Consider the following 21,423-nt stretch of genomic DNA (forward strand, 5'->3'; position numbering starts at 1 on the left):
AACGTTGACCAACTTTTAAAACCAGTAAAAAGTGCTATTTGAAAATAGTTTTTTGAAAGCGAACCTGTAAATTTTGTCCGTTATTGTCTTGCTCATTTTCAAGCGCTAATGCAATTTTAGAAAGTCGGTCAGCTGGTTTTGGGTGGGTACTGTAGAGGTTTGCAAGTGCACTGTCTGAAGGCGAAATGGCAGCAATTTTTTGCATTACAGACGCCATCGCATAAATATCATACCCTGCTTTATTTAACAGCGTAACGGCTTCAGCATCTGCTTCCATTTCATCATTTCTGTCTAACCCTTTACTATAAAGTTCTGTCGCCATTGATGTCAGCGCCCTTGCCCATTGAGTGAGATTGCGCGATGTCATATCTGCACCACTGTGTGTTTGATATGCCTCAGCGGAAATAAATGCCGCTTCTGTTAACGCATTTTGTAAACTAAGTTCTTTTATTTTTTCTACATGATGGCGTTGCGTAATATGAATTACTTCATGTGCCAGCATTGCTGCTAGTTCAGCTTCACTGTCGAGCTGTAATAACGCACCGGATGTTATAAACACAAATCCCCCTGGCGCGGCAAAAGCATTAATATCGTCACTATCAAGCACGGCAAACTGCCAATTAAGCGATGGACGATTTGAATGCCTAGCTAAATGCTGACCAACTTTGTTAACATAACGATTGATTTTAATATTACTGTGAATTGGCGCTACGGATACTAAAACAGACGCAAGATTCTCACCTAACTGCCGCTCTTTCGTATCATCAAATGTTTGACTCTCGTAAACAGTGACTCCTTGATTAACTAGTGCCCCTACATCTACACCTGCCACCTTAATACCCGTTGTGTTACAGCTAACAATTAAAAATAGAGAAAGTAATATGATTAAATGTGGTTTATTCATTGGGCACCTCGGCCGCAATTAGCTTGCCATCGGCAATAAATCTATTAAGTTCAGATTTGGATGGTTTGAATGTATTTAACGTTGTTAAACGCGCTTTGTTTGGCGTAACCTGATCAAAAGCATGTTGGTCAAACCCTCTTACAGCAGTCGACGCTGTGGGTTTTGTCGTCATCGACTCAAACAGTGAGACAACACCTAGCTCTCCTGCTCTTCTAGGCTCAACCGCGAGTTGCACTGCAAGCATCTTAACCCATGCATTGGGGTAGTTGTTATCTTCAACAAAATACCAAGCCCGATGCCGCTTGCCAATTTTAAGCGATTCCCCCGGTGTCTTCTCAACTAAGATTGCACTCTTAACAGTCGGCTTTTTATGGAGGTTTGTTTCAATTGCAACAATTGCAGATTTACTAGTGGGAAGAGAAGCGTCTTCAGCAGGAATATCAACTGAATAAATTATTAAAGACATTGATAATAAAAAGAGTTCAAGGTGTTTCATATTACTATCGCTCCGGCGTTAGTAGTTCAACTGGTTGCTCTCGTCCTTTTACTAATACTTTGTCAACAAACTGATAGTTGAGCTTTGTCCTTTGTGCGGTTTGCTGCGTCACCAATATCCGATTATGTGTTTTGGTTAACCCTTCTACACGGCTTGCTAAGTTTACCGTGTCGCCCAACACAGTATAGTCCAACCGTTGTTCTGTGCCGATAAATCCACATAAAACTTTGCCACTGTGGATGCCGATGCCGATATCTAATGACTGATACTTATTGGGTAAGGTTGCACGAAAATGAATAAGGTTTTGTTCCATCTCAAGCGCAGCTAACACCGCTTGTTCAGCATGATTATTTGTTTGTAACGGTGCCCCCCAAAATGCCATGACTGCATCACCAATAAACTTATCAAGTGTGCCATTATGCTTAAATATTGTCGCGACTTGCATTGATAAGTAGTCATTAAGCAGTGCCACCACTTCTGACACATCGTGTTTTTCAGAGAGTGATGTAAAATTACGAATATCACTGAATAATACGGTTACTTCAACGATCTCACTACTACCAAACTGAGCCAGGTTCTGATGGTCTAGTAAGTTTTTAACAACATTGGGGTCTAAGAAGCGCCCAAACAATTTATTGGCAAATTGCTTTTCACGATATTGCACATAACTTTGCATTAAAAATTGCAGCAAAAGGGCTAATACCGCAGAAAGAGACAAGGTAGCAACAGGTAAGTCTAAACTATATGGCGCTAACAATAGGTAAATATACCAAACAAGCACTAAAGCTAAAACCAGCACTACACATGACACAGAAAACTGTATAACTAACGACGTGTTATAAAAATAAATGCTACTAACACACATAATTAATAAAAACGCCGTACTTATTATCAACCAATCACTCACTGATATATAAAAAGTTCCGTTTAGATAATTTGCAGCTGCATTGGCAATAACAAAAACACCAGGAGCACTATTTGAAATTGGCGTAGAAACCTCATCAAATAACCCTGCGGCAGTGGCACCGATTAAAATTCTTTTATCACGAAAACGTGTTAAAAACTGTGCATCCTCCGTTGCCACAGCATTAAAAATATCAACATAACTGTAAATCTCAAACGCACTGGTGTTTTGCCATTGCAACTTAATAGGCGTGTCATCACTCATTGCAAAATCTGAAATTTTGGCGCCTAATGACAAAAAGGCTTGGTCATTAATCCACACTTTAGAGTAATACTGCCTCACCACAGCATCATCTTGCCTTAATACATTAACGCTGCCCATTTGTTGTGAATTGAGTTGCTTTAAAAATGGGAAAAGTGCCAATGGATAATGGTTCTTAACTGACTGATTATGATATTCAAGGCCAAGCAAGGCCAAATAAATATTGTCAGCGTCTTCAACAACCTGTGCGAAATAAAGATCATCGTCAGGACGATAAACATCGGGTTCATTAAACAAAACGTCAAATGCAATCGCCTGTGGCGAATATGTATTCAAACCCTCTATCAGTTCCGCATGAACACTTCTAGGCCAAGGCCACCGCCCTGCAAAACGTTTCATCGCATCGAGAGATTTATCATCAATAGTCACAACAATCAGTTCTGTTGGCGGTATACGCTTGTCGATTTCAGATTTCTCTCGTAAATCAAACAATGCGTTATCAAATGACTGGCCTAAGTGAAAAAAGAAGCAAAAAAGCCAGATAATAAACACAAGCATACAAGTAAGGAATGTATGTATCTTCTGGCGATGGTTAAAAGTCATAATTTACGGGTGTTAAGTCGCATAAATAAAGCTTAGCAAACTATTGATATTTAACCCTGTTGGTAAACTGGAGTGTGTTTTATTGATAATAATGATTAGCACAGAAGTTCACCTATACGGTTTTAACTGTGCTGATAAAATAGCGAAACCTCTTATTAGTGAACCTGATAATTAGTGATTTTCCGCTTCCAATAAAGTAACCGGTTCCATTAAGCGCTCCGTGGTCTTTTCCAAACGAACAGCTAGCCCCTCAATAATACGTGCAGCAACGCCAGCATTATTTGCTAACATTTCTTCAAAACGTGCTCGTTCATACACTTGCAACACAGTATTTTCAGAAGCAATCGCGGTACAACTTGTTAAAGAACCTGTAATAATCGCCATTTCACCTAAAAATTCTCCCGTGCCAAAGTAACCTATAACAATAGACTGACCCATTTTTGATTTAACCAGTTTTATTTTCCCTGAACGTACAACATAAACACACTCAGCTTTATCACCCTGTTTAAAGAGCACGTGGTTTTTCGCAATGACTAATTCTTTACTCATTATATTTCCTTGTAAAAGTTGCAAAAAATTATCACTTTTTTAAAACACTCGATCTATGATTTATTTAGCATCTTGAATTTTTTGACATAACAAAAAAGGAAGCAAATGCTTCCTTTTTATATAACTAAAAAAAAATACTTCTATTAGAACTGCGCTGTTAAGTTGATTTGAAACATATCGTAATCAAAATCGCTATCAAGGTTTGTACCGTAACTACCCGATAAAGCCCAGTTGGTATTAAAGTAATAACGTCCACCAATTTGCACATCATCAGACTTATTAACTGATGCAAATACTGATAAACCTTTATTAAAATAGTAGTTTGAACCTAATGACCAATAGTCAAAATCACCCGCATCTAAATCAAGATTTACCGTTAAATAACGACCCTGACTAAGCTCTGCATAATATTTGGTATCTAAGCTAAAGAAATCAAATTCCTCATCAACTGATGCAGTAAAGCCAACATAATCCGTCGTGTTTAGGCTTAAATTGTACTGTGCCGTTGCATAAAAACTACCATCAATGCCTCGCGCATCCGAATCACGGTAGTGAATGCGTGCAATTAAATCGGGTGTAAATAAGTAACCAAATGATGCCTCGTAATAGTCTACATCACCCCAATCTGAATCTGCATTATTGTAGCTAGCACCCGCTACAAAATTGTTGAAGAAATATTCACCGCGAACACCTATTGTATCCGTGTAATCATTGTCGCTGTAAGACGCACCGATATTCGACTTGGTATTGATATAAGAAAATTCATTGTATGGACCAAGTGCTTTTCGCGCATCAAAATAATATAAGGTTTCTAGGTGAAACAGGTTGTCTTCTTCAACGTCAGCATAAGCAGCGTGACTAATAGATTGATACTCATTTGCGCACGTTGCAAAAGATGAAAGGGAAATTAAGGTCGCCAATAATGTTTTATTCATGCTACTTTCCTTGTGTAGTTGTTGTCTCGACGGCGGCTATTATAAAAAGCCTTATTTATTGAACAACCACGGGTTTATTCACATAAAATCAATAGTATGAATGTTCTAATCATTATTTATTAAAAAATAGCCCAATTTCACCTCTAATTTACAATTAATCTGTATTTTTCATTTCTTTAAGGGTTATCTCTTACAGTGCTTTAGGATAAAACCACACATTTAAAAATGAAAAAGGGAAGCCGAAACTTCCCTCTTAACGTTTGTTTTTACAGCGTATTTACAAAGGTACGTGTAACACGCCTTCCATTATTACGCGTGCACTTCGGCTCATACTAGCAAACTCTGCTTGCCAGCCAGCGTCAGTTTCAGCTGTTTTTGCGCCGACTTTCATGGTGCCTGATGGATGACCAAAATTCACATCAGAAATGTCACCGCCACCAGCGGCTAAATTAACTAATGAGCCTTTTGTCACAGCAGCGCACGCAATCGCAACTGCTGCTGTGCCCATCATTGCATGATGCAGTTTACCCATTGAAAGCGCACGGACATTTAAATCAATGTTTGCACATTTAACCATATCGCCGCTTGAGCTAATGTAGTCTTGCGAGGGTGAAACAAACGCAATTTTAGGTGTATGTTGGCGCGTTTTCGCTTCACTTGGGTCACTAATTAGCCCCATTTTAAGCGCTCCTGCGATTCTAAGCTTTTCAAAAAAAGCCAGCTTGTCACTATCGCCATTAATGTCTTCTTGCAGCTCCACACCACTGTAGTTAATGTCATGACTATTAACAAAAATGGTGGGAATACCCGCGTTAATCATGGTTGCTGGAATATCCCCTAAGTCGTCAACCGTTAACGTATCGACCAAATTCCCGGTTGGGAACATGTTTTCGCCCACTGGGGATGGCGCAAGGAATTGCACTTTAATTTCGCTGCTTGCAAATGCGACACCATCAAGTTTGAAGTCACCAAATTCGTTTACTTCACCGTCTTTGATGGGTACTTGCACCACCAGCGTTTTTTCGATGTTTTTTTGCCAAATACGCACTTCAACAGCGCCATTTTGAGGAATACGCGACGCATCCACTAACCCATTGTTAATGGCAAATGCGCCTACGGCGGCTGTTAAGTTCCCGCAGTTCCCACTCCAATCAACACTTGGTTTATCGATTGCAACTTGGCCAAATAAGTAATCAACATCGTGGTCCGCTTTATCGCTTTTAGCGACAATTACCGTTTTACTGGTGCTGGACGTTGCACCGCCCATACCATCGATTTGCTTCTCGTAAGGATCTGGGCTGCCAATCACACGCATTAGTAACTTATCGCGAAATTCGCCAGGCGCTTGTGCTTCAAGCGGTAAATCACTGAGCTTAAAAAACACCCCTTTACTGGTGCCGCCACGCATATAAGTTGCTGGAACTTTATATTTTGTTGTCATAGTGAGATATAGCAGCGATTAACTCGCTGCTGTCTCCGCTAAAAAGTCTTGTGCAAAGCGCTGTAAAACACCACCCGCACTGTAAATAGAGACTTCTTCCGCAGTATCTAAACGACAGGTAACCGGCACCTCTACCACTTCGCCATTTGCGCGATTGATAATCAGCGTTAAATCACACCCTGGCGCAGGCTCACCTTTGACATCAAAGGTTTCTGTACCATCAATTGAAAGCGTTTTACGCGTTGTGCCAGTTTTAAATTCAAGCGGCATAACACCCATACCAATTAAGTTAGTACGGTGAATACGCTCAAAGCCCTCTGCCACAATAGCTTCAACCCCTGCTAAGCGCACACCTTTTGCCGCCCAGTCACGTGATGAACCTTGGCCGTAATCAGCACCGGCAATAATAATTAGCGGTTGTTTACGTTCCATATAGGTTTCAATTGCTTCCCACATACGCGTTACTTTGCCTTCTGGCTCAATACGCGCAAGTGATCCTTGTTTTACTTCACCGTTCTCAATCACCATTTCATTAAACAGTTTAGGGTTGGCAAAAGTAGCTCGCTGCGCTGTTAAGTGATCGCCTCGGTGCGTTGCATACGAGTTAAAGTCTTCTTCTGGTAACCCCATTTTGGCAAGGTATTCCCCTGCTGCACTGCTTGCTTGAATAGCATTAGACGGTGATAAATGATCCGTCGTAATGTTATCGCCAAGAACAGCAAGCGGACGCATGCCTGTCATAGTACGAGGTTTTGCAAGTGCGCCTTCCCAATATGGCGGACGGCGAATATACGTACTCATTTCACGCCAATCGTATAGCGGGTTATTGTCTTCGCCATAATCCACGGTTAGGTCAAACATTGGTGTATAAACCGCGTTAAATTGTTCTGGCTTAACGCTTTTCGCAATTACCGCATCAATTTCTTCATCACTAGGCCAAATATCATTTAAGCGAATTTCTTTACCCTCAGAAGATACGCCCAGTACATCGTTTTCAATATCAAAACGAATACTGCCTGCGATTGCATAGGCAATAACCAGTGGTGGCGACGCTAAAAACGCTTGATTGGCATGGGGATGAATACGACCGTCAAAATTACGGTTACCTGAAAGTACTGCTGTGGTATATAAATCGCGATCAATAATTTCTTGTTGAATAACAGGGTCTAGTGCACCACTCATACCATTACACGAAGTACAGGCAAAACCCACGACACCAAAACCTAAGCTTTCAAGCTCTGGTAATAAGTTTGCTTCTTCCAAGTAGCTTTTAACCACTTTAGAACCCGGCGCAAGTGATGATTTAACCCAAGGCTTACGGGTTAAACCGAGTTTATTTGCATTACGTGCAATTAAACCTGCGGCAATCATATTGCGTGGGTTTGAGGTGTTGGTACAGCTAGTGATAGCTGCCACAATTACCGCACCATCTGGCATTTGTGTATCTGTATGCGAATAATCACCCAGTAAGTCGGTGTTTTTAAGCTCGTTGGTTGCTACGCGGCGATGCGGGTTAGAAGGCCCTGCGATATTACGGCCAACCGAACTTAAATCAAAGGTTAATACGCGTTCGTATTTTGCCTCAGTCATTTCAGATGCCCAAAGGCCTGTGGTTTTGGCGTATTCTTCTACGAGTTTAATTTGACTGTCTTCACGGCCTGTTAGCTTTAAGTAATCAATGGTCTTTTCATCGATATAGAACATGGCCGCAGTTGCGCCGTATTCTGGCGTCATATTTGAAATGGTTGCACGATCACCTAAATTTAAATGCTGCGTACCTTCACCGAAGAATTCAAGGTAAGTAGACACCACTTTTTCGTTACGTAAGAACTCGGTAATTGCTAACACAATATCAGTTGCAGTAATACCAGGCTTACGCTCACCGACAATTTCAACACCGACAATGTCTGGTAAACGCATATAGGATGCACGGCCTAACATCACGCTTTCAGCTTCAAGGCCACCTACACCAATGGCGATAACGCCTAATGCATCAACATGCGGTGTGTGACTGTCTGTACCCACTAAGGTATCTGGGAAGGCAACACCATCGCGCGCTTGAACTACCGGCGACATTTTCTCAAGGTTAATTTGGTGCAAAATACCGTTACCTGGTGGGATAACATCAATATTTTTAAATGCCGTTTTCGTCCAATTAATAAAATGGAAGCGGTCTTCATTACGGCGATCTTCAATCGCACGGTTTTTTTCAAACGCGTCTTTGTCATAACCACCGTGCTCTACCGCAAGGGAGTGGTCAACAATCAGCTGTGTTGGCACGACAGGGTTAACTAGTGATGGGTCGCCGCCTTGCTCTGCGATAGCATCACGAAGGCCCGCTAAATCAACCAGTGCGGTTTGGCCTAAAATATCGTGACACACCACACGTGCTGGAAACCACGGAAAATCAAGGTCACGCTTGCGCTCAATCAATTGTTTTAACGAATCAGTTAGCATTGAAGGCTCACAGCGGCGAACTAAATTCTCTGCAAGCACTTTTGAGGTATAAGGTAATTGTTGATAGCTACCTGGTGAAATGGCATTCACCGCAGCTTCAACATTAAAATAATCTAGGCCGGTATTGCCTAGCTTTTGACGGTATTGGGTATTCATATGGGCTCCACAACAAACTCGGAGTAAAGGCATGCTAGGCATGCCTTGATATAATGCGACATTAACGCGCTGAAATAGGTGGTACTTCGCGTGCTTCTGGGCCTGTGTAATCAGCACTTGGGCGAATAATACGGTTATTAGCACGTTGCTCTTTCACGTGTGCTGTCCAGCCTGTTACACGGCTCATTACAAAGATTGGCGTAAATAACGCTGTTGGAATGCCCATAAAGTGGTAGGCCGATGCATGGAAGAAATCAGCATTACAGAAAAGTTTTTTCTCACGCCACATTACTTCTTCACAGCGCACAGACACTGGGTAAAGCACGTCATCGCCTACTTCTTTCGCAAGTAATTCAGACCACTTTTTGATGATCACATTACGCGGGTCAGACTCGCGGTAAATTGCGTGACCAAAGCCCATGATTTTTTCTTTACGCTCAAGCATGCCCATCAGTGCTTCTTCAGCTTGATCAGCACTTGTGAAGTTCTCAATCATTTCCATTGCCGCTTCATTTGCACCACCGTGCAGTGGACCACGTAATGAACCGATAGCACCCGTTACACATGAATGCACATCAGACAGCGTTGATGCACATACGCGCGCTGTGAATGTAGAGGCGTTAAATTCATGCTCTGCGTATAAAATTAGCGATACATTCATTACCTTAGCAAATAGCTCGCTTGGTGCTTTGTCGTGTAATAAATGTAAGAAGTGCGCGCCAATTGAATCGTCGTTAGTTTCAACATCAACACGTACACCGTCGTGCGAGAAACGATACCAATAACAAATAATACTTGGGAATACCGCAACCATACGGTCGATATGGTCGTTCACATCGCTAAAGTCGGTTTCCATTTCAAGGTTACCCAGCATAGAACAACCCGTACGCATTACATCCATTGGGTGAGCTGATTTAGGAATCGATTCTAGAACGGTTTTAAGTGCCGCAGGTAAGCCACGAAGTGTTTTTAGTTTCGCCTTGTACGCATCAAGTTGTGATTGATTTGGTAATTCACCACGGCTTAAAAGGTACGATACTTCTTCAAATTCAACTTTATCTGCAAGCTCTGAAATATCATAACCACAATACGTTAAACCACTGCCTGATTTACCTACTGTACATAACGCTGTTTCACCAGCAACTTGACCACGTAATCCTGCTCCGCCTAATGCTTTATCTACCATTTTCCTGCCCCTTATTTATTATTCTGAAAAAGTTTATCAAGTGTGTTTTCAAACGAGTGGTAATCTAAAAAGTCATACAACTCGGCGCGGGTTTGCATTGAATCAATTGCGCTTGCTTGCGAGCCTTCACTTAAAATAGTGTTGTACACATTAAGCGCCGCTTTATTCATTGCTCTAAACGCACTTAGCGGGTAAAGCACCATGCCTACACCCACTTCTTCTAATTGGGTTTTTGAATAAATTGGTGTTTGGCCAAATTCAGTAATATTGGCAAGAATTGGTACATTCAGCGCATCGCTAAATGCTTTATAGTCGGCAAGGTCGTGCACGGCTTCTGCAAAGATTGCATCGGCACCTGCTTCAATACACGCAGCAGCGCGGTCGATTGCGGCATTTAACCCTTCTTTTTGAAACGCATCGGTACGCGCCATAATGTAAAAATGCTCATCCGTTTTTGCATCAACCGCCGCTTTAATGCGGTCAACCATTTCTTGTTGAGTTACGATTTCTTTATTTGGACGGTGGCCACAACGCTTTTGCGCAACTTGATCTTCAATATGAAAACCCGCTGCACCTGCTTTTGTCATTTCTTTTACAGTACGCGCAATATTAAATGCACCACCCCAGCCTGTATCGGCATCGACGAGTAGTGGTAAATCAGATGCGCTGGTAATACGGCGAATATCTTCAAGCACATTATCTAAGCTAGTCATGCCTAAATCCGGTAAACCGTAACTTGCGTTGGCAACCCCTGCCCCTGATAAGTAAATAGCTTTATGTCCTACCTTCTCTGCCATCATTGCAGTATAGGCATTGATAGTGCCGACCACTTGAAGCGGTTGGTTCTCTGCTAATGCTTGGCGAAACTTCAAACCTGCTGACATGTATGTCTCCTTTGAACGGTATTTTTATATTTGTACGCTAGCGTTACGCTAACTAAATTTGTTTACACTTTTATTGGCATCACGCATTACTGAAACTTACGTTCAATATTGCTGCCTGATGCCGCGATATGTCTTTTCATTAATAATTCGGCTAGTTCGCCATCGCGCGCTGCAATGGCATTAATAATAGCCAGGTGCTCATCAAATGCTTTGCTAACACGTGGGCCATTCATGCCCATTTGCACTCGGTACATACGCACTAATTGGTATAATTCGTTACACAATAGATTAATTAAATGGCTGTTTTTACTGCCTTTAATAATGCGGTAGTGAAAATCCAAATCACCTTCTTCTTGGTAGTAAGATTCTCCTTGGCGCACCCGTTGTGTCGACAAATGATCATCAAGTAAGGCTTTTACCTGATTGATTTCGTCGTCTGTCATATTGGTTGCTGCTAAACGGCACGCCAGCCCCTCAAGGGCACTGCGCACTTGATAAATTTCATCTAGCTTTTCTGGGGTAAGCGATATTACACGACAGCCCACATTGGCTTTGCGCTCAATTAAATGACAGCTTTCTAAACGATTTAATGCCTCACGCAGGGTTGCGCGGCTAACTTGATGCTTTTTGGAGAGTTCTGGCTCAGAAATTTTTGAGCCTTGCGCTATTTCACCTTCCACAATGGCTTGGCGAATGTCGACAAAAACCTTATCTGACGCTGTTTTTACTTCATTTTCCAATTTAAAACCTAACTATTGTCGACAATAACTAGGGGTAATATAGGAGTGATTCACGAAGAGATCAACAGATTGTCGACAATTTTAGCAATTAATTTTATTAAATTAGACTAAAGCGGTATGAATTGTCGACAAAAGGCTTGTGATTTATCCAACGTTCAATAATAAATAAACACAATGCAAAAAGTGCTATATAGATAATCATTCTAATACTTTAGAAAATTCAGCGCCGCAACTACACGGCTAAGTTCTTGGTTTATAAGCCTACAAGTAACCAAGGCAAAGCGCTTTGCCCATGTCATCATTAAAAATCGTTGTAACTAGATTACAACACAGTCAATTTCAGTTTCAACTAACCATTGTTCATCAATAAAACGGCTTACTTCAACAAAAGTACAGGCAGGTTTAATAGCTGAAAAGAGTTCACCGTGAGCTTTTGCCGCGGCTTCCCATTGTGAAATATCAGTGAGCATAATCCTAGTTCTAATAACGTCATTAATGTTCCCTCCAGCTTCTTCTATGGCACCAATTGATAGCTGAAGGCAATATTTCGTTTGATTATATACGTCATCAATATAAACAGTTTCACCGTTCTTTATTGGAGCCGTTCCTGAAACAGAGATTTGATTTCCTATACGACATGCACGAGAAAAACCGATAGGTTTTTCAAGATGTGATCCTGAGCTTATAGTTTTTCTCATAGGTCGACCTCACTTAATATTTTCCCACACAGTAGCTAATAATGATTGCTAAACATTAGCGACGAAGAAGCGCAGCTTGCTATTTTGTACCCTAGCTAAATCTTTTTGTTACAAACACCTTACGCCATTAGGTATTTTATTAATTTACTTTTTTGTACATACCAAATTAAACCAGACGTAAAAATTAAACTAGAGAGCATTTGAAAGCAGGCATATAAATCGACTGTATTATTTAAATAGATAGATGCTGTTACCACGGCAATAATAGTGACTATAGAATTAGCAACACTAAACTCTTTTTTCCAAAGCCAAGGTAAACATAAGCCCAAAAAGATACCGATTAGTACACCAAAAATTAATGCTGATAGATAAAATGATGACAAGCTAATGTTTAGTAAAAAGCTCATCGCACCAATTAAAACCAAAATATTGGAAAATTCGATAAGTTTTATATTGTGAAGAGCTAAGTTAGATGATTTCAAGTCACTTCCATGTATTTGTAACGCCCCAATATGGGGCGTATTGATGCTTGACTAAAATTAGAGAAGAATGAGCGTCAGCCAAGCATTAGACGTCCCATTTATAATTGCTTTGTTATATACCGCCTGCACTTATGAAGTTCGCAATTGTATCATCATCACGTTTTCCATTAGTCAACCACTCAACTCTCCATTCGGTAAGACGTTCACCAGTTTTATGGATGAACTTCTTGGGCTCGGGCTCATCTATCCATTCGAATTGTTTTACCAGTACGAGAGGACTTTCAGAGCCTGTAGTTTTGTTTGAAAACTCTAGAGCTTCTTCGTAAGTGTGAAAAGCGTAGTAGTATATTTCACCATCAAATTCATCTGGGGCGCCCTCCCAGGGTCTGCACCAAACACGATATTCCAATACTTGATCGTAAAAATACCCACCTCCTGATTTTGTAGCTGCTGGGTATTCGCCTACTAAGTTTTCATCTACTGAATTAGGATACATCCCTAAACTTCCTTAGGTATATAACGCCCTGTTAACGGGCAAAATTATGTTGGCTAAAATGTGAAGCGGAGCGAAACCAAGCCAACGTAATTTTGTCCACTTTAAACAGCTTGTTATAAAGCCTTTTGCTTCAAATAGAAAAAATCACCTTCATTCTCAACATTAGAAAAACCTTGTGACTCATAAAAACTGAGCGCTTTTAAGTTGGTTCTAAATACCCTTAAGCCTATGTATTTTAATGTTGCATGACCTTTAACTTGAGCGAGCAACTGCCTCCCCATTCCCTTTGAACGATATTCAGGCAACAATATGAACATCATAATATAATGCTCTTCATCATAATCAATTGACTGAATGTAACCAATGCTTAATTCGTTCATACGAACCAAATAATTTTCGCACTCCATCCATCTAGTTTCAAAATCAGATCTTTGCCAACTTTCATCCCATCCCCATATTTCCTCAATGTGAGAACGCATCGAATGACAATAATTGTCCCAAAAGAAACTTTTATCGCACTCTGTTGCGGGAACTAGGTTAAATATCATCTCAGATTCCAATTAGCTTTATGACGCCCTGTTAAGGGGCTGATAAATGTTTGGCTAAAATGTGTAGCGAAGCGAAACCGAGCCAAACTTCAGCAGTCCCCGCACTTAAACAGCTTGTTATATACACTTGAACTACAAGCTTTTTTTATAAAACTTTAACATTAAAGACCTAGGCATCATATTACGAATAACTGATAGAAACAAAGGGCTTAAATATACTAATGAACCAAACGATAAACTTGTAACGATAGGTTTATTGTTTTCCATACCTGAGGAGTAGCCCATTAACAGTGCAACAAAAGTTAAGCTATGAAGAAACCAGAAATGCCAAGAAAAACGTTTAACGTTCTTTTTGCTTTTAGTTGTTTTGATTCTCCGCCCCATGAAGATAACTCATTTCCCTAGGTGTATAGAACGCCCGGATAAGAGGCATAAAATCAATTGGTTATACTCTAGCGGCTATGCCGCCCTAAACCAATTGGTTTTTGTCCATTTTTCATCGGCTTGTTATAAGCACGTGCGACGATTTCCTATCTGCGCCCAGTTGTGTGGCGGTAAAGTTTCAATAAAGCTTATATCTTTGAACATACTGTTAGAACTGATTTCATCTGTTCGTGTGTTGATCGCTGAGAAAACACCAATAACCCGGACTAATTTTCCTTCGTATGTATCTGATATTCTCTTTGCCGCCTTTTCAGGATCTTCACTGTTCATGGCTACGACTGCAGCGACAAATGGTTGTCTTACAGCATTTTCATAGGCTCTCGCAACATAGCTTGTCCTGTCGATAAATATTCTGCCACCTTCGAACTCAACACTTAGTACCCCAACTGTTTGAACACACTTACCATCATAATTGTTAGGGTTAGCCAATAATGCCGACAGTGAAACCTTCTCTACGCTAACAGTAGGAAAACTCACAAATAGAAGAATTAGAACGAAGAATTTACTCATATCTTGATGTGCTTATAACGCTTGCCGTAAACGGCACAAAATAGCAGGCTAAAATTTGCGACGAAGGAGCACAGCCTGCTGTTTTGTGTCCTTGGTTTAACGGCCTTGTTAGGGTTCAACTTTCACAAAAGCTGATTCAGCTGAAACTATAAGCTCTGCACCTGATTCAAATTCTAATGACCAATGCCAACTGTCATCAGGATCACCGTCAACCCAAAACTGACCTTCACACCATTCATCGTCTGAAAGGTAACCAAAACTACTCAAACAATCATCTTCATTAAATGACCTTTCAGAGCTTCTTGGTTGAAAACCAAAATGCTCTAGATTGAAAAGTGAAAGCAAAAGAGTTTTAGGTAATTCACTTTTAACCCAATCATATTTTCCCTTTCGCCACTCTAGAACAATTAAACTCTTTTCAACATCGTAACTAAATTTTATAAAATCATAATCATTATGAAGGTCATAAACAGTAGAGTCATGTTTCAGATGAATGCTACCTGTCCATGAAAAATTCTCTGAAATCACGATTGAACCCTAACGCTTATTATCGAGAATGCCGGATATGTAATTTTTATACATCACATAATCTTTGACAAAATCTAACAATAAGCAGTTGATTAATATTAATAAATATTATTTTAAAGGCCATTAATGTATTAAATTTTCGAAAAGAAAGCGAGAACTGTCTTATCGAGCCGTTAGTTGCTTCCTATTAAATGCCAAAGAGCTTTTTAAATCCACTTATAAATCAGATAGTTAAATTTTTACTAAAAACAAACCGCGCATTTATAATTTTAATTAATAGGAAGCAATTTTTGGCAATTTTTAAATCATGAATTATAACTGTATATATATACAGTTATAATTTTCAGGTGTGACATGACAAAATCGCCATTCATTGAATCAATTCGCAATATACTTCGGGTGAAACGTTATAGCTTACAAACCGAAAAAGCCTATCTATATTGGATTAGGAAACTCATCTTTTTTCATAACAAGCGTCACCCAAGAGATATGACTGAATCAGATGTTGAGTTATTTCTTACACACCTAGCAATAAATGAAAGGGTTTCTCCTCTCACACAAAATCAAGCTTTGTGTGCAGTAGTATTTATGTATCGCCATGTATTTGGTCGTGAGTTAAACAATATGAAGTTTCACTTCGCTAAAACACCGCAGCGTATTCCACAAGTATTAACACATAATGAAGCAGCAAAAGTTATTCAAAATCTGCACGGTAAACATAAGCTTATTGCGTCTATTATGTATGGCTCAGGACTCAGAGTATCAGAGGTTTTAAGGCTAAGAATAAAAGATCTCGATTTCGAACGGAATACTGTTTTTGTTTACCAGTCAAAAGGACAAAAAGATCGCGTTACTTTATTACCAAATAATATTAAAGATCAATTAAATAGCCAGATTGAACTTGTTAGGCACATTCATGAGCGAGATCTTCATGATGGGTTTGGGCTAACATCATTACCAGCTTCGCTTATATCCAAATACAAGAACGCGGCTAAAAATTTTTATTGGCAATATTTATTTCCATCAACAACACGTTGTAAACACCCTCATGACGATTATATTTGCAGACATCATCTACACCAAACAGCGTTTAGAAAAGCGTTAAAAGTCGCCACAAAAAAAGCTGATATATCAAAAAGAGTTACATCGCATACCTTTCGGCATAGTTTTGCAACCCGTATGTTAGAAACAGGCCATGATATAAGAGTTGTTCAGGAGTTGCTTGGTCATGACGACATTAAAACAACTCAAATTTACACTCACGTAATTGGAAAAAATAAGTTTGGTGCTATCAGTCCAATCGATTCTATAAACTAACCAAAAAACCAATAACACACACCGATTGCTGTTAAAATACCAGCTAAATCTGCAGCCAAGCCACAGCCTACTGCATGCCGGGTATGCTTAATGCCAACAGCCCCAAAATATACGGCTAACACATAAAAAGTGGTTTCGGTTGAGCCTTGTATGGTGGATGCTAAACGTCCTGCAAATGAGTCTGCGCCATGGGTATTCATGGTTTCTAACATCATTGCCCGTGCGCCAGAGCCTGAGAGTGGCTTCATAAAAGCGGTTGGCATGGCATCTACAAATTGTGTATCACCGCCAAGCGTAATCACAACAGTGCGTAGCCAATCCAGTACATAATCAAGCGCCCCACTCGCTCTAAACACCCCAATGGCACATAGCATGGCTAATAAATAGGGAATTAATGAAACTGATAGCTCAAACCCTTGCTTGGCACCTGTAATAAAGCTGTCGTACACATCTATTTTTTTAATACTTGCCCAACATAAACACACAATAATAAACGCGAATATTAAAAAGTTACTAAAAACCGCGGAGTGCGTTTGCATTAGCTCTGTAGTCAGGTTCATAAAATACAAAATGAGTGCCATAACAATGGCTACTAACCCACCAAGGTATAACAGCACAACAGTATTAAACAGTTTAATTCGCTGAATAGCGCAAGTAACAAGTAAACCAACAAAGGTAGAGGCAAAAGTTGCTAATAAAATAGGAATAAATACATCCGTTGGGCTGGCTGCACCTTGCTGCGCGCGATAAACAAATACCGCAATTGGAAATAAGGTTACTGAGCTGGTGTTTAATACCAAAAACAATATTTGCGCATTGGTTGCAGTATCGGGCGTTTTGTTAAGCGATTGCAAGTCATGCATGGCTTTAATGCCCATCGGCGTTGCGGCGTTATCAAGGCCAAGTAAATTCGCGCTTAAATTCATGGTAATTGAGCCAAATGCTGGGTGGCCTTTTGGCACATCGGGCATTAAGCGGGTAAACAGTGGCGATAAGCCTTTAGCCAAAACATCAACCATGCCTCCGCGCTCGGCTATTTTCATAACCCCTAACCAAAAGCACAGAGCCCCAATTAGGCCGATAGCAATTTCAACAGATACTTTGGCCATACTAAATACGGCTTTCACTAGCCGTTCAAACACAAGGCCATCACCGCCCATCCACGTAGCGAGCGCGGATACAAACGCAATAATAAAGAAAGATAACCAAATTTTGTTAAGCATAATCAGATTATTATTATTATGAATGCTGCTTAGTGTGCCACATTTCCTGTATTATTGGTGTAAATACCTTTGTTGGCAGAGAAAAAGTGCACGCTAATATTTTTATTCCACAAACATTTATTGATGATGTTGAAAGTTATATTCCCAATCACCTCTCGATAGACGATTACCTAGCCTCATGTAAGAAACCACTCAGAACAGCTGTGCGCGTCAATACAAAAAAAATGTCTGTCGACAGTTTTAAACAATACGCAGCCCAAAACGATTGGCAAATAACACCTGTACCCTGGTGTGAAAACGGCTTTTGGCTAGTGCGCCCTGAAAACCAACAATCACTTTCACTCGGTAATACCGATATTCATTTATCTGGTTGCATCTATGTGCAAGAAGCAAGCTCGATGATGCCTGTCACCGCCCTATTAAATAATAACGACTTAAGCGATTGCTGTGTGCTTGATATGGCAGCAGCCCCCGGCAGTAAATCAACACAAATTGCCGAGGCACTTTCAAGTGAAGGTGTGTTAGTTGCCAATGAGTATTCGAGCTCGCGTATTAAATCGTTAAGTGCCAATATGCAGCGCTTGGGTATTAGCAACTGTGCCCTTTCCCACTTTGACGCCAGTATTTTTGGCCAGTATATGGAACAGAGTTTTGATCATATCTTGTTAGATGCCCCATGCTCTGGCGAAGGCACCATTCGTAAAGACGAAAATGCACTAAAAAATTGGTCCATTGAATCTAATATTGAAATTGCTGATGTGCAAAAACGCCTAATTGAAAGTGCATTTTATGCTTTAAAAGCTGGTGGTACTTTGGTTTATTCAACTTGCACATTAACACCGCTTGAAAACCAAGCAGTATGCCAACACTTGCTAAACACCTTTGCTGATCATATTGAGGTAGTGCCGCTAAATCATTTATTTGAAAATGCAGATGCCTCAGCAACCGCTGAAGGTTACTTACATATTTGGCCACAAATTTACGATACTGAGGGTTTCTTTGTTGCCAAATTTGTTAAAAAATCTCATGTGCCACAGCCTGAGCCTAAAGTTAAAAAAGGCGCATTTCCGTTTACCCCTGCCGATAAAAAAACTACCGAGCAGTTTAATCAAATAATAAAAAAGCAATTTGCGATGAAACCGCTTGCAGGTGAACTTTGGCAACGTGAGCAAGAGCTCTGGTTGTTCCCATTAAACATTGCAAACGTGATCGATAAAATTAAATACAGCCGAATTGGTATTTTATTGGGTAAAACGCACAAAAATGGCATTCGATTACATCATGAATTTGCAACTTGTTTTGGTGCTGAAGCCCTTAAAAACACGCATAAACTGTCACTTTCAGAGGCTTGTGACTACTTTCAGGGCAAAGATATTAAATTAGCACAAGTAACTTCCGACAAAGATGAAGTACTGTTAATGCTAAATAATACCTGTGTCGGCTTAGGCAAGTGGCAAAAAAACAAAATTAAGAACGGTTTACCACGTGAATTAGTTCGGGATAGCCAGTTGATAACTTGGGAATAACCTTGAATACATTTGTTAACAAAATCTTAAAAAGTCTGTAACCAACTGTTTTAGTTAAGGTTATTTTTTGAGCAAAAATTTCCTTTTTTGGATTAATTTAACTACAATTACTAATACTTTTTCACTTCTCCCTATGAATGATAAAGTTTTTAAGTTAGCGCACGGCTCATCAAATGAGCCATTCCCCTAAGCCCAGGACAATGTGGATTGGTCCTGGGCAATTTTTATCTAGCCTGCAAAACCAATAAATACGGCCTATTAGTCACTAAAATAACGCTATATTGCCTAATGTGAACCCAAAAAACTCGCCGTTAAATCAGCTTTTTTCATTTAAATCGAATTCTGTGATGTTTCCATCACCATGCAATAACTGATATTTGGTCAGTCTTTCGTTTTCAAGGCGCACTAAACTTATCGCCGAATCACTAACTAAATGCTTAGAAGATTCTTTGTGGCGATGCTTATGTACCTTCATTTGCCAACGTTTAGTAAAGAAGTTAAGCGGGCTGCTTGGGTGATATAAAATACTGTCTAAGGTATTTAATTTATTAAGTAAGGACTTGGGAAATTCATTTTTGATCCCGCTTGCGGTTAATTGCCAGATACGGTTATCGCGGTTCGAAAAACGGCTTTGTACTGAAAAGCAAAATGAGTAATGCACATCGCCCGATAAAATCAGTGTTTCAATGGGCGTATCAGCACGTTTGAATGTTTGCATTAATTTACGCGCTGCACCTTCATGGGCCATCCAGTTTTCAACATCAACCAATAACGGCTGGCCACAAAAGTTAAAGATTGCTTGAATAGCTTCAATCGACTTAACACCAAAAACTGGCGCGGGTGAAATTAATATCGCTTCTTCTAACCCTGTCAGGTTATTTTCAAGCTCTACCAATTGCTCCCAATCGAGTAACCCTGATGGTTCATTGAAATCTGTTTCGTTACGCCAGCGGTGGGTTCGCGTATCAAGAGCAATAATTTTTGGTTGTGTGTCTAAACAATAATGCCATTTGTCGAATGCTAAAATCTGTTTATCAAAGGCATTTAAATTGCTGTAGCCATTTTCACTGTGTTTATTAAATTGCGTTAATAACGTTAGTGTATATTCACCACCATCATTGCCTAAGCCTTGAAAAACAAGATAACTAATTAGGCCATTAGCGATAATTCGTTTACTGACAGAATTTGAATAGACTGCTTGTTCCCAACCTGCGGTTAAGTTCCAATCATCTGTCACATCATGATCATCAAACATGGTGATATGTGAAATATTGGCAAACAGTTTTTCAACTATGGGTAATCCAGTTACAAATTCCGCTATATGTGTCTTTTCTTTTACGAATTTAGCTTGATGATCTGGATCTGTTGAATCAAACGTAAGTGTATCTAACTCAACTAGTTGCCAACATGCTGCACTGGTTGTTAACAGATAAAGGGCAAAGAATTCTTCAATATGAACCAAGTGGTTATGCGACTTTAAACTGGTAAAGTGTTCTAAATCGCGGCGTAGCCAATAACCTAATTCGAGCTTAGAGCGTTCATGCCACTTTGTTGTAGGTAAAAACGCGTCTCGCTTGTAAAGTGTTTGACTAGATCCATACCCAAGCGGTTCAAGTAAACATGGCTCTTTAAATAGTTTAAGCGCATCAATCAACTTTTCGATAGCAAGTAGCATCGGGCCAGCAACATCATCAGCATATATTTGATCGCCTGACATAATTAATACACTTGGTTCTTCGCTAGCTTGTTGTCTTTTAGACGCTAAAAAATGGCTTGCACTAATTAATGCATCTTTTGATTCATGATGCGGATTGCGACATGAGCCATGCAACATGCTGTTTAGTTGTTTTGGAATCACAAACGCGCATTGCGATTGGCCTTCTAGGTAGTAAGGACTTAAATCGAGTGACTCACCCTCTAGACTCAGTTGGTAATCAATTAGTTGATCAACTGGAAAAGGCTTATCGTCATTAGGCGTTAAAAAATAATAATGACAAAAGCAGTGCCCACCCAATTGCAAAACATGATGCGACTGAGAAAACTCACCTAATGGCTCTGAGCTAACATCAAATGGATGCGCTTGCCTACTGACAAAAAACAGCGTGACTTTTGATGGCTCCGCTCTTCGGATCATC

The 21,423-nt window shown here is 40.1% G+C and carries 20 protein-coding genes; 2 read left to right on the top strand and 18 right to left on the bottom strand.

All coding sequences use genetic code 11. The annotated features are described in order from the left end of the window. Positions 1-34 precede the first annotated feature (34 nt). The 16 genes from OM33_RS11250 to OM33_RS11325 all read right to left on the bottom strand — a co-directional run bounded on the left by OM33_RS11250 (position 35) and on the right by OM33_RS11325 (position 15,222). Positions 35-904 (bottom strand): M48 family metalloprotease, encoded by an 870-nt coding sequence (locus OM33_RS11250; RefSeq protein WP_052140984.1) that lies wholly within the window; start codon positions 902-904, stop codon positions 35-37. Next, a complete protein-coding gene (locus tag OM33_RS11255) occupies positions 897-1,400 on the bottom strand; it encodes a hypothetical protein (protein ID WP_038641754.1) in 504 nt (167 codons plus the stop codon). Before OM33_RS11255 ends, OM33_RS11250 begins: the two co-directional genes overlap by 8 nt. Before the next feature lie 4 nt (positions 1,401-1,404). Further along, complete coding sequence (locus OM33_RS11260; protein WP_081991059.1) at positions 1,405-3,168, bottom strand: CHASE2 domain-containing protein; 1,764 nt, start codon at positions 3,166-3,168, stop codon at positions 1,405-1,407. 171 nt (positions 3,169-3,339) lie between these two features. Continuing rightward, complete coding sequence (locus OM33_RS11265; RefSeq protein ID WP_038641759.1) at positions 3,340-3,717, bottom strand: Crp/Fnr family transcriptional regulator; 378 nt, start codon at positions 3,715-3,717, stop codon at positions 3,340-3,342. Positions 3,718-3,860: 143 nt separating this feature from the next. Then, complete coding sequence (locus OM33_RS11270; RefSeq protein ID WP_038641761.1) at positions 3,861-4,652, bottom strand: putative porin; 792 nt, start codon at positions 4,650-4,652, stop codon at positions 3,861-3,863. A gap of 277 nt (positions 4,653-4,929) precedes the next feature. Further along, positions 4,930-6,093 carry a 2-methylaconitate cis-trans isomerase PrpF gene (gene prpF, locus OM33_RS11275; RefSeq protein ID WP_038641763.1) on the bottom strand — a complete coding sequence of 388 codons (1,164 nt, stop codon included), beginning with the start codon at positions 6,091-6,093 and terminating at the stop codon, positions 4,930-4,932. Between the two features lie 18 nt (positions 6,094-6,111). Further along, positions 6,112-8,706 carry a Fe/S-dependent 2-methylisocitrate dehydratase AcnD gene (gene acnD, locus OM33_RS11280; RefSeq protein ID WP_038641765.1) on the bottom strand — a complete coding sequence of 865 codons (2,595 nt, stop codon included), beginning with the start codon at positions 8,704-8,706 and terminating at the stop codon, positions 6,112-6,114. Between the two features lie 61 nt (positions 8,707-8,767). Continuing rightward, on the bottom strand, positions 8,768-9,892 hold the full coding sequence (gene prpC / locus OM33_RS11285) for a bifunctional 2-methylcitrate synthase/citrate synthase (RefSeq protein WP_038641767.1): 1,125 nt from the start codon (positions 9,890-9,892) through the stop codon (positions 8,768-8,770). A gap of 11 nt (positions 9,893-9,903) precedes the next feature. Continuing rightward, positions 9,904-10,776, bottom strand: coding sequence for a methylisocitrate lyase (gene prpB / locus OM33_RS11290; RefSeq protein WP_038641769.1), 873 nt, complete (start codon positions 10,774-10,776; stop codon positions 9,904-9,906). 86 nt (positions 10,777-10,862) lie between these two features. Beyond that, positions 10,863-11,516: a GntR family transcriptional regulator gene (locus OM33_RS11295; protein WP_038641771.1), complete on the bottom strand. Its 654-nt coding sequence runs from the start codon at positions 11,514-11,516 to the stop codon at positions 10,863-10,865. A gap of 317 nt (positions 11,517-11,833) precedes the next feature. Further along, positions 11,834-12,214, bottom strand: coding sequence for a RidA family protein (locus OM33_RS11300; RefSeq protein ID WP_038641773.1), 381 nt, complete (start codon positions 12,212-12,214; stop codon positions 11,834-11,836). A 119-nt stretch (positions 12,215-12,333) separates the two neighbouring features. Beyond that, entirely contained in the window at positions 12,334-12,696 is a 363-nt protein-coding gene (locus OM33_RS11305) for a hypothetical protein (protein WP_038641776.1), read from the bottom strand. Positions 12,697-12,808: 112 nt separating this feature from the next. Further along, a complete protein-coding gene (locus tag OM33_RS11310; protein WP_038641778.1) occupies positions 12,809-13,192 on the bottom strand; it encodes a hypothetical protein in 384 nt (127 codons plus the stop codon). Positions 13,193-13,305: 113 nt separating this feature from the next. Continuing rightward, positions 13,306-13,740, bottom strand: coding sequence for a GNAT family N-acetyltransferase (locus tag OM33_RS11315; protein WP_038641780.1), 435 nt, complete (start codon positions 13,738-13,740; stop codon positions 13,306-13,308). A 507-nt stretch (positions 13,741-14,247) separates the two neighbouring features. Continuing rightward, positions 14,248-14,694 carry a hypothetical protein gene (locus OM33_RS11320; RefSeq protein WP_052140985.1) on the bottom strand — a complete coding sequence of 149 codons (447 nt, stop codon included), beginning with the start codon at positions 14,692-14,694 and terminating at the stop codon, positions 14,248-14,250. Positions 14,695-14,802: 108 nt separating this feature from the next. Next, a complete protein-coding gene (locus tag OM33_RS11325) occupies positions 14,803-15,222 on the bottom strand; it encodes a hypothetical protein (protein WP_038641782.1) in 420 nt (139 codons plus the stop codon). Positions 15,223-15,576: 354 nt separating this feature from the next. Between OM33_RS11325 and OM33_RS11330 the strand changes: the two genes are divergently transcribed. Next, on the top strand, positions 15,577-16,539 hold the full coding sequence (locus OM33_RS11330; RefSeq protein ID WP_038641785.1) for an integron integrase: 963 nt from the start codon (positions 15,577-15,579) through the stop codon (positions 16,537-16,539). Here OM33_RS11330 and OM33_RS11335 read toward each other — a convergent pair. After that, positions 16,536-17,762 (bottom strand): nucleoside recognition domain-containing protein, encoded by a 1,227-nt coding sequence (locus tag OM33_RS11335; protein WP_038641787.1) that lies wholly within the window; start codon positions 17,760-17,762, stop codon positions 16,536-16,538. The genes OM33_RS11330 and OM33_RS11335 overlap by 4 nt on opposite strands. Before the next feature lie 86 nt (positions 17,763-17,848). On the opposite strand from OM33_RS11335, the gene rsmF reads away from it, so the two are divergent. Then, a complete protein-coding gene (gene rsmF / locus OM33_RS11340) occupies positions 17,849-19,288 on the top strand; it encodes a 16S rRNA (cytosine(1407)-C(5))-methyltransferase RsmF (protein WP_038643305.1) in 1,440 nt (479 codons plus the stop codon). 316 nt (positions 19,289-19,604) lie between these two features. Here the strand turns inward: rsmF and OM33_RS11345 are convergent, their stop codons facing one another. After that, the gene (locus OM33_RS11345; RefSeq protein WP_052141064.1) at positions 19,605-21,422 is read right to left on the bottom strand and encodes a metallophosphoesterase family protein; all 1,818 of its coding nucleotides are present in this window, start codon (positions 21,420-21,422) and stop codon (positions 19,605-19,607) included. Position 21,423: the final 1 nt, after the last annotated feature.

Source organism: Pseudoalteromonas piratica, assembly GCF_000788395.1.
In the GTDB taxonomy this organism is placed as follows: domain Bacteria; phylum Pseudomonadota; class Gammaproteobacteria; order Enterobacterales; family Alteromonadaceae; genus Pseudoalteromonas; species Pseudoalteromonas piratica.

What these genes read in the sequence shown, in the direction of transcription:
- OM33_RS11250 (WP_052140984.1), bottom strand. Translation starts at nt 904, where the DNA reads ATGAATAAACCACATTTAATCATATTACTTTCTCTATTTTTAATTGTT.
- OM33_RS11255 (WP_038641754.1), bottom strand. Translation starts at nt 1,400, where the DNA reads ATGAAACACCTTGAACTCTTTTTATTATCAATGTCTTTAATAATTTAT.
- OM33_RS11260 (WP_081991059.1), bottom strand. Translation starts at nt 3,168, where the DNA reads ATGACTTTTAACCATCGCCAGAAGATACATACATTCCTTACTTGTATG.
- OM33_RS11265 (WP_038641759.1), bottom strand. Translation starts at nt 3,717, where the DNA reads ATGAGTAAAGAATTAGTCATTGCGAAAAACCACGTGCTCTTTAAACAG.
- OM33_RS11270 (WP_038641761.1), bottom strand. Translation starts at nt 4,652, where the DNA reads ATGAATAAAACATTATTGGCGACCTTAATTTCCCTTTCATCTTTTGCA.
- prpF (WP_038641763.1), bottom strand. Translation starts at nt 6,093, where the DNA reads ATGACAACAAAATATAAAGTTCCAGCAACTTATATGCGTGGCGGCACC.
- acnD (WP_038641765.1), bottom strand. Translation starts at nt 8,706, where the DNA reads ATGAATACCCAATACCGTCAAAAGCTAGGCAATACCGGCCTAGATTAT.
- prpC (WP_038641767.1), bottom strand. Translation starts at nt 9,892, where the DNA reads ATGGTAGATAAAGCATTAGGCGGAGCAGGATTACGTGGTCAAGTTGCT.
- prpB (WP_038641769.1), bottom strand. Translation starts at nt 10,776, where the DNA reads ATGTCAGCAGGTTTGAAGTTTCGCCAAGCATTAGCAGAGAACCAACCG.
- OM33_RS11300 (WP_038641773.1), bottom strand. Translation starts at nt 12,214, where the DNA reads ATGAGAAAAACTATAAGCTCAGGATCACATCTTGAAAAACCTATCGGT.
- OM33_RS11310 (WP_038641778.1), bottom strand. Translation starts at nt 13,192, where the DNA reads ATGTATCCTAATTCAGTAGATGAAAACTTAGTAGGCGAATACCCAGCA.
- OM33_RS11315 (WP_038641780.1), bottom strand. Translation starts at nt 13,740, where the DNA reads ATGATATTTAACCTAGTTCCCGCAACAGAGTGCGATAAAAGTTTCTTT.
- OM33_RS11320 (WP_052140985.1), bottom strand. Translation starts at nt 14,694, where the DNA reads ATGAGTAAATTCTTCGTTCTAATTCTTCTATTTGTGAGTTTTCCTACT.
- OM33_RS11330 (WP_038641785.1), top strand. Translation starts at nt 15,577, where the DNA reads ATGACAAAATCGCCATTCATTGAATCAATTCGCAATATACTTCGGGTG.
- OM33_RS11335 (WP_038641787.1), bottom strand. Translation starts at nt 17,762, where the DNA reads ATGCTTAACAAAATTTGGTTATCTTTCTTTATTATTGCGTTTGTATCC.
- OM33_RS11345 (WP_052141064.1), bottom strand. Translation starts at nt 21,422, where the DNA reads ATGATCCGAAGAGCGGAGCCATCAAAAGTCACGCTGTTTTTTGTCAGT.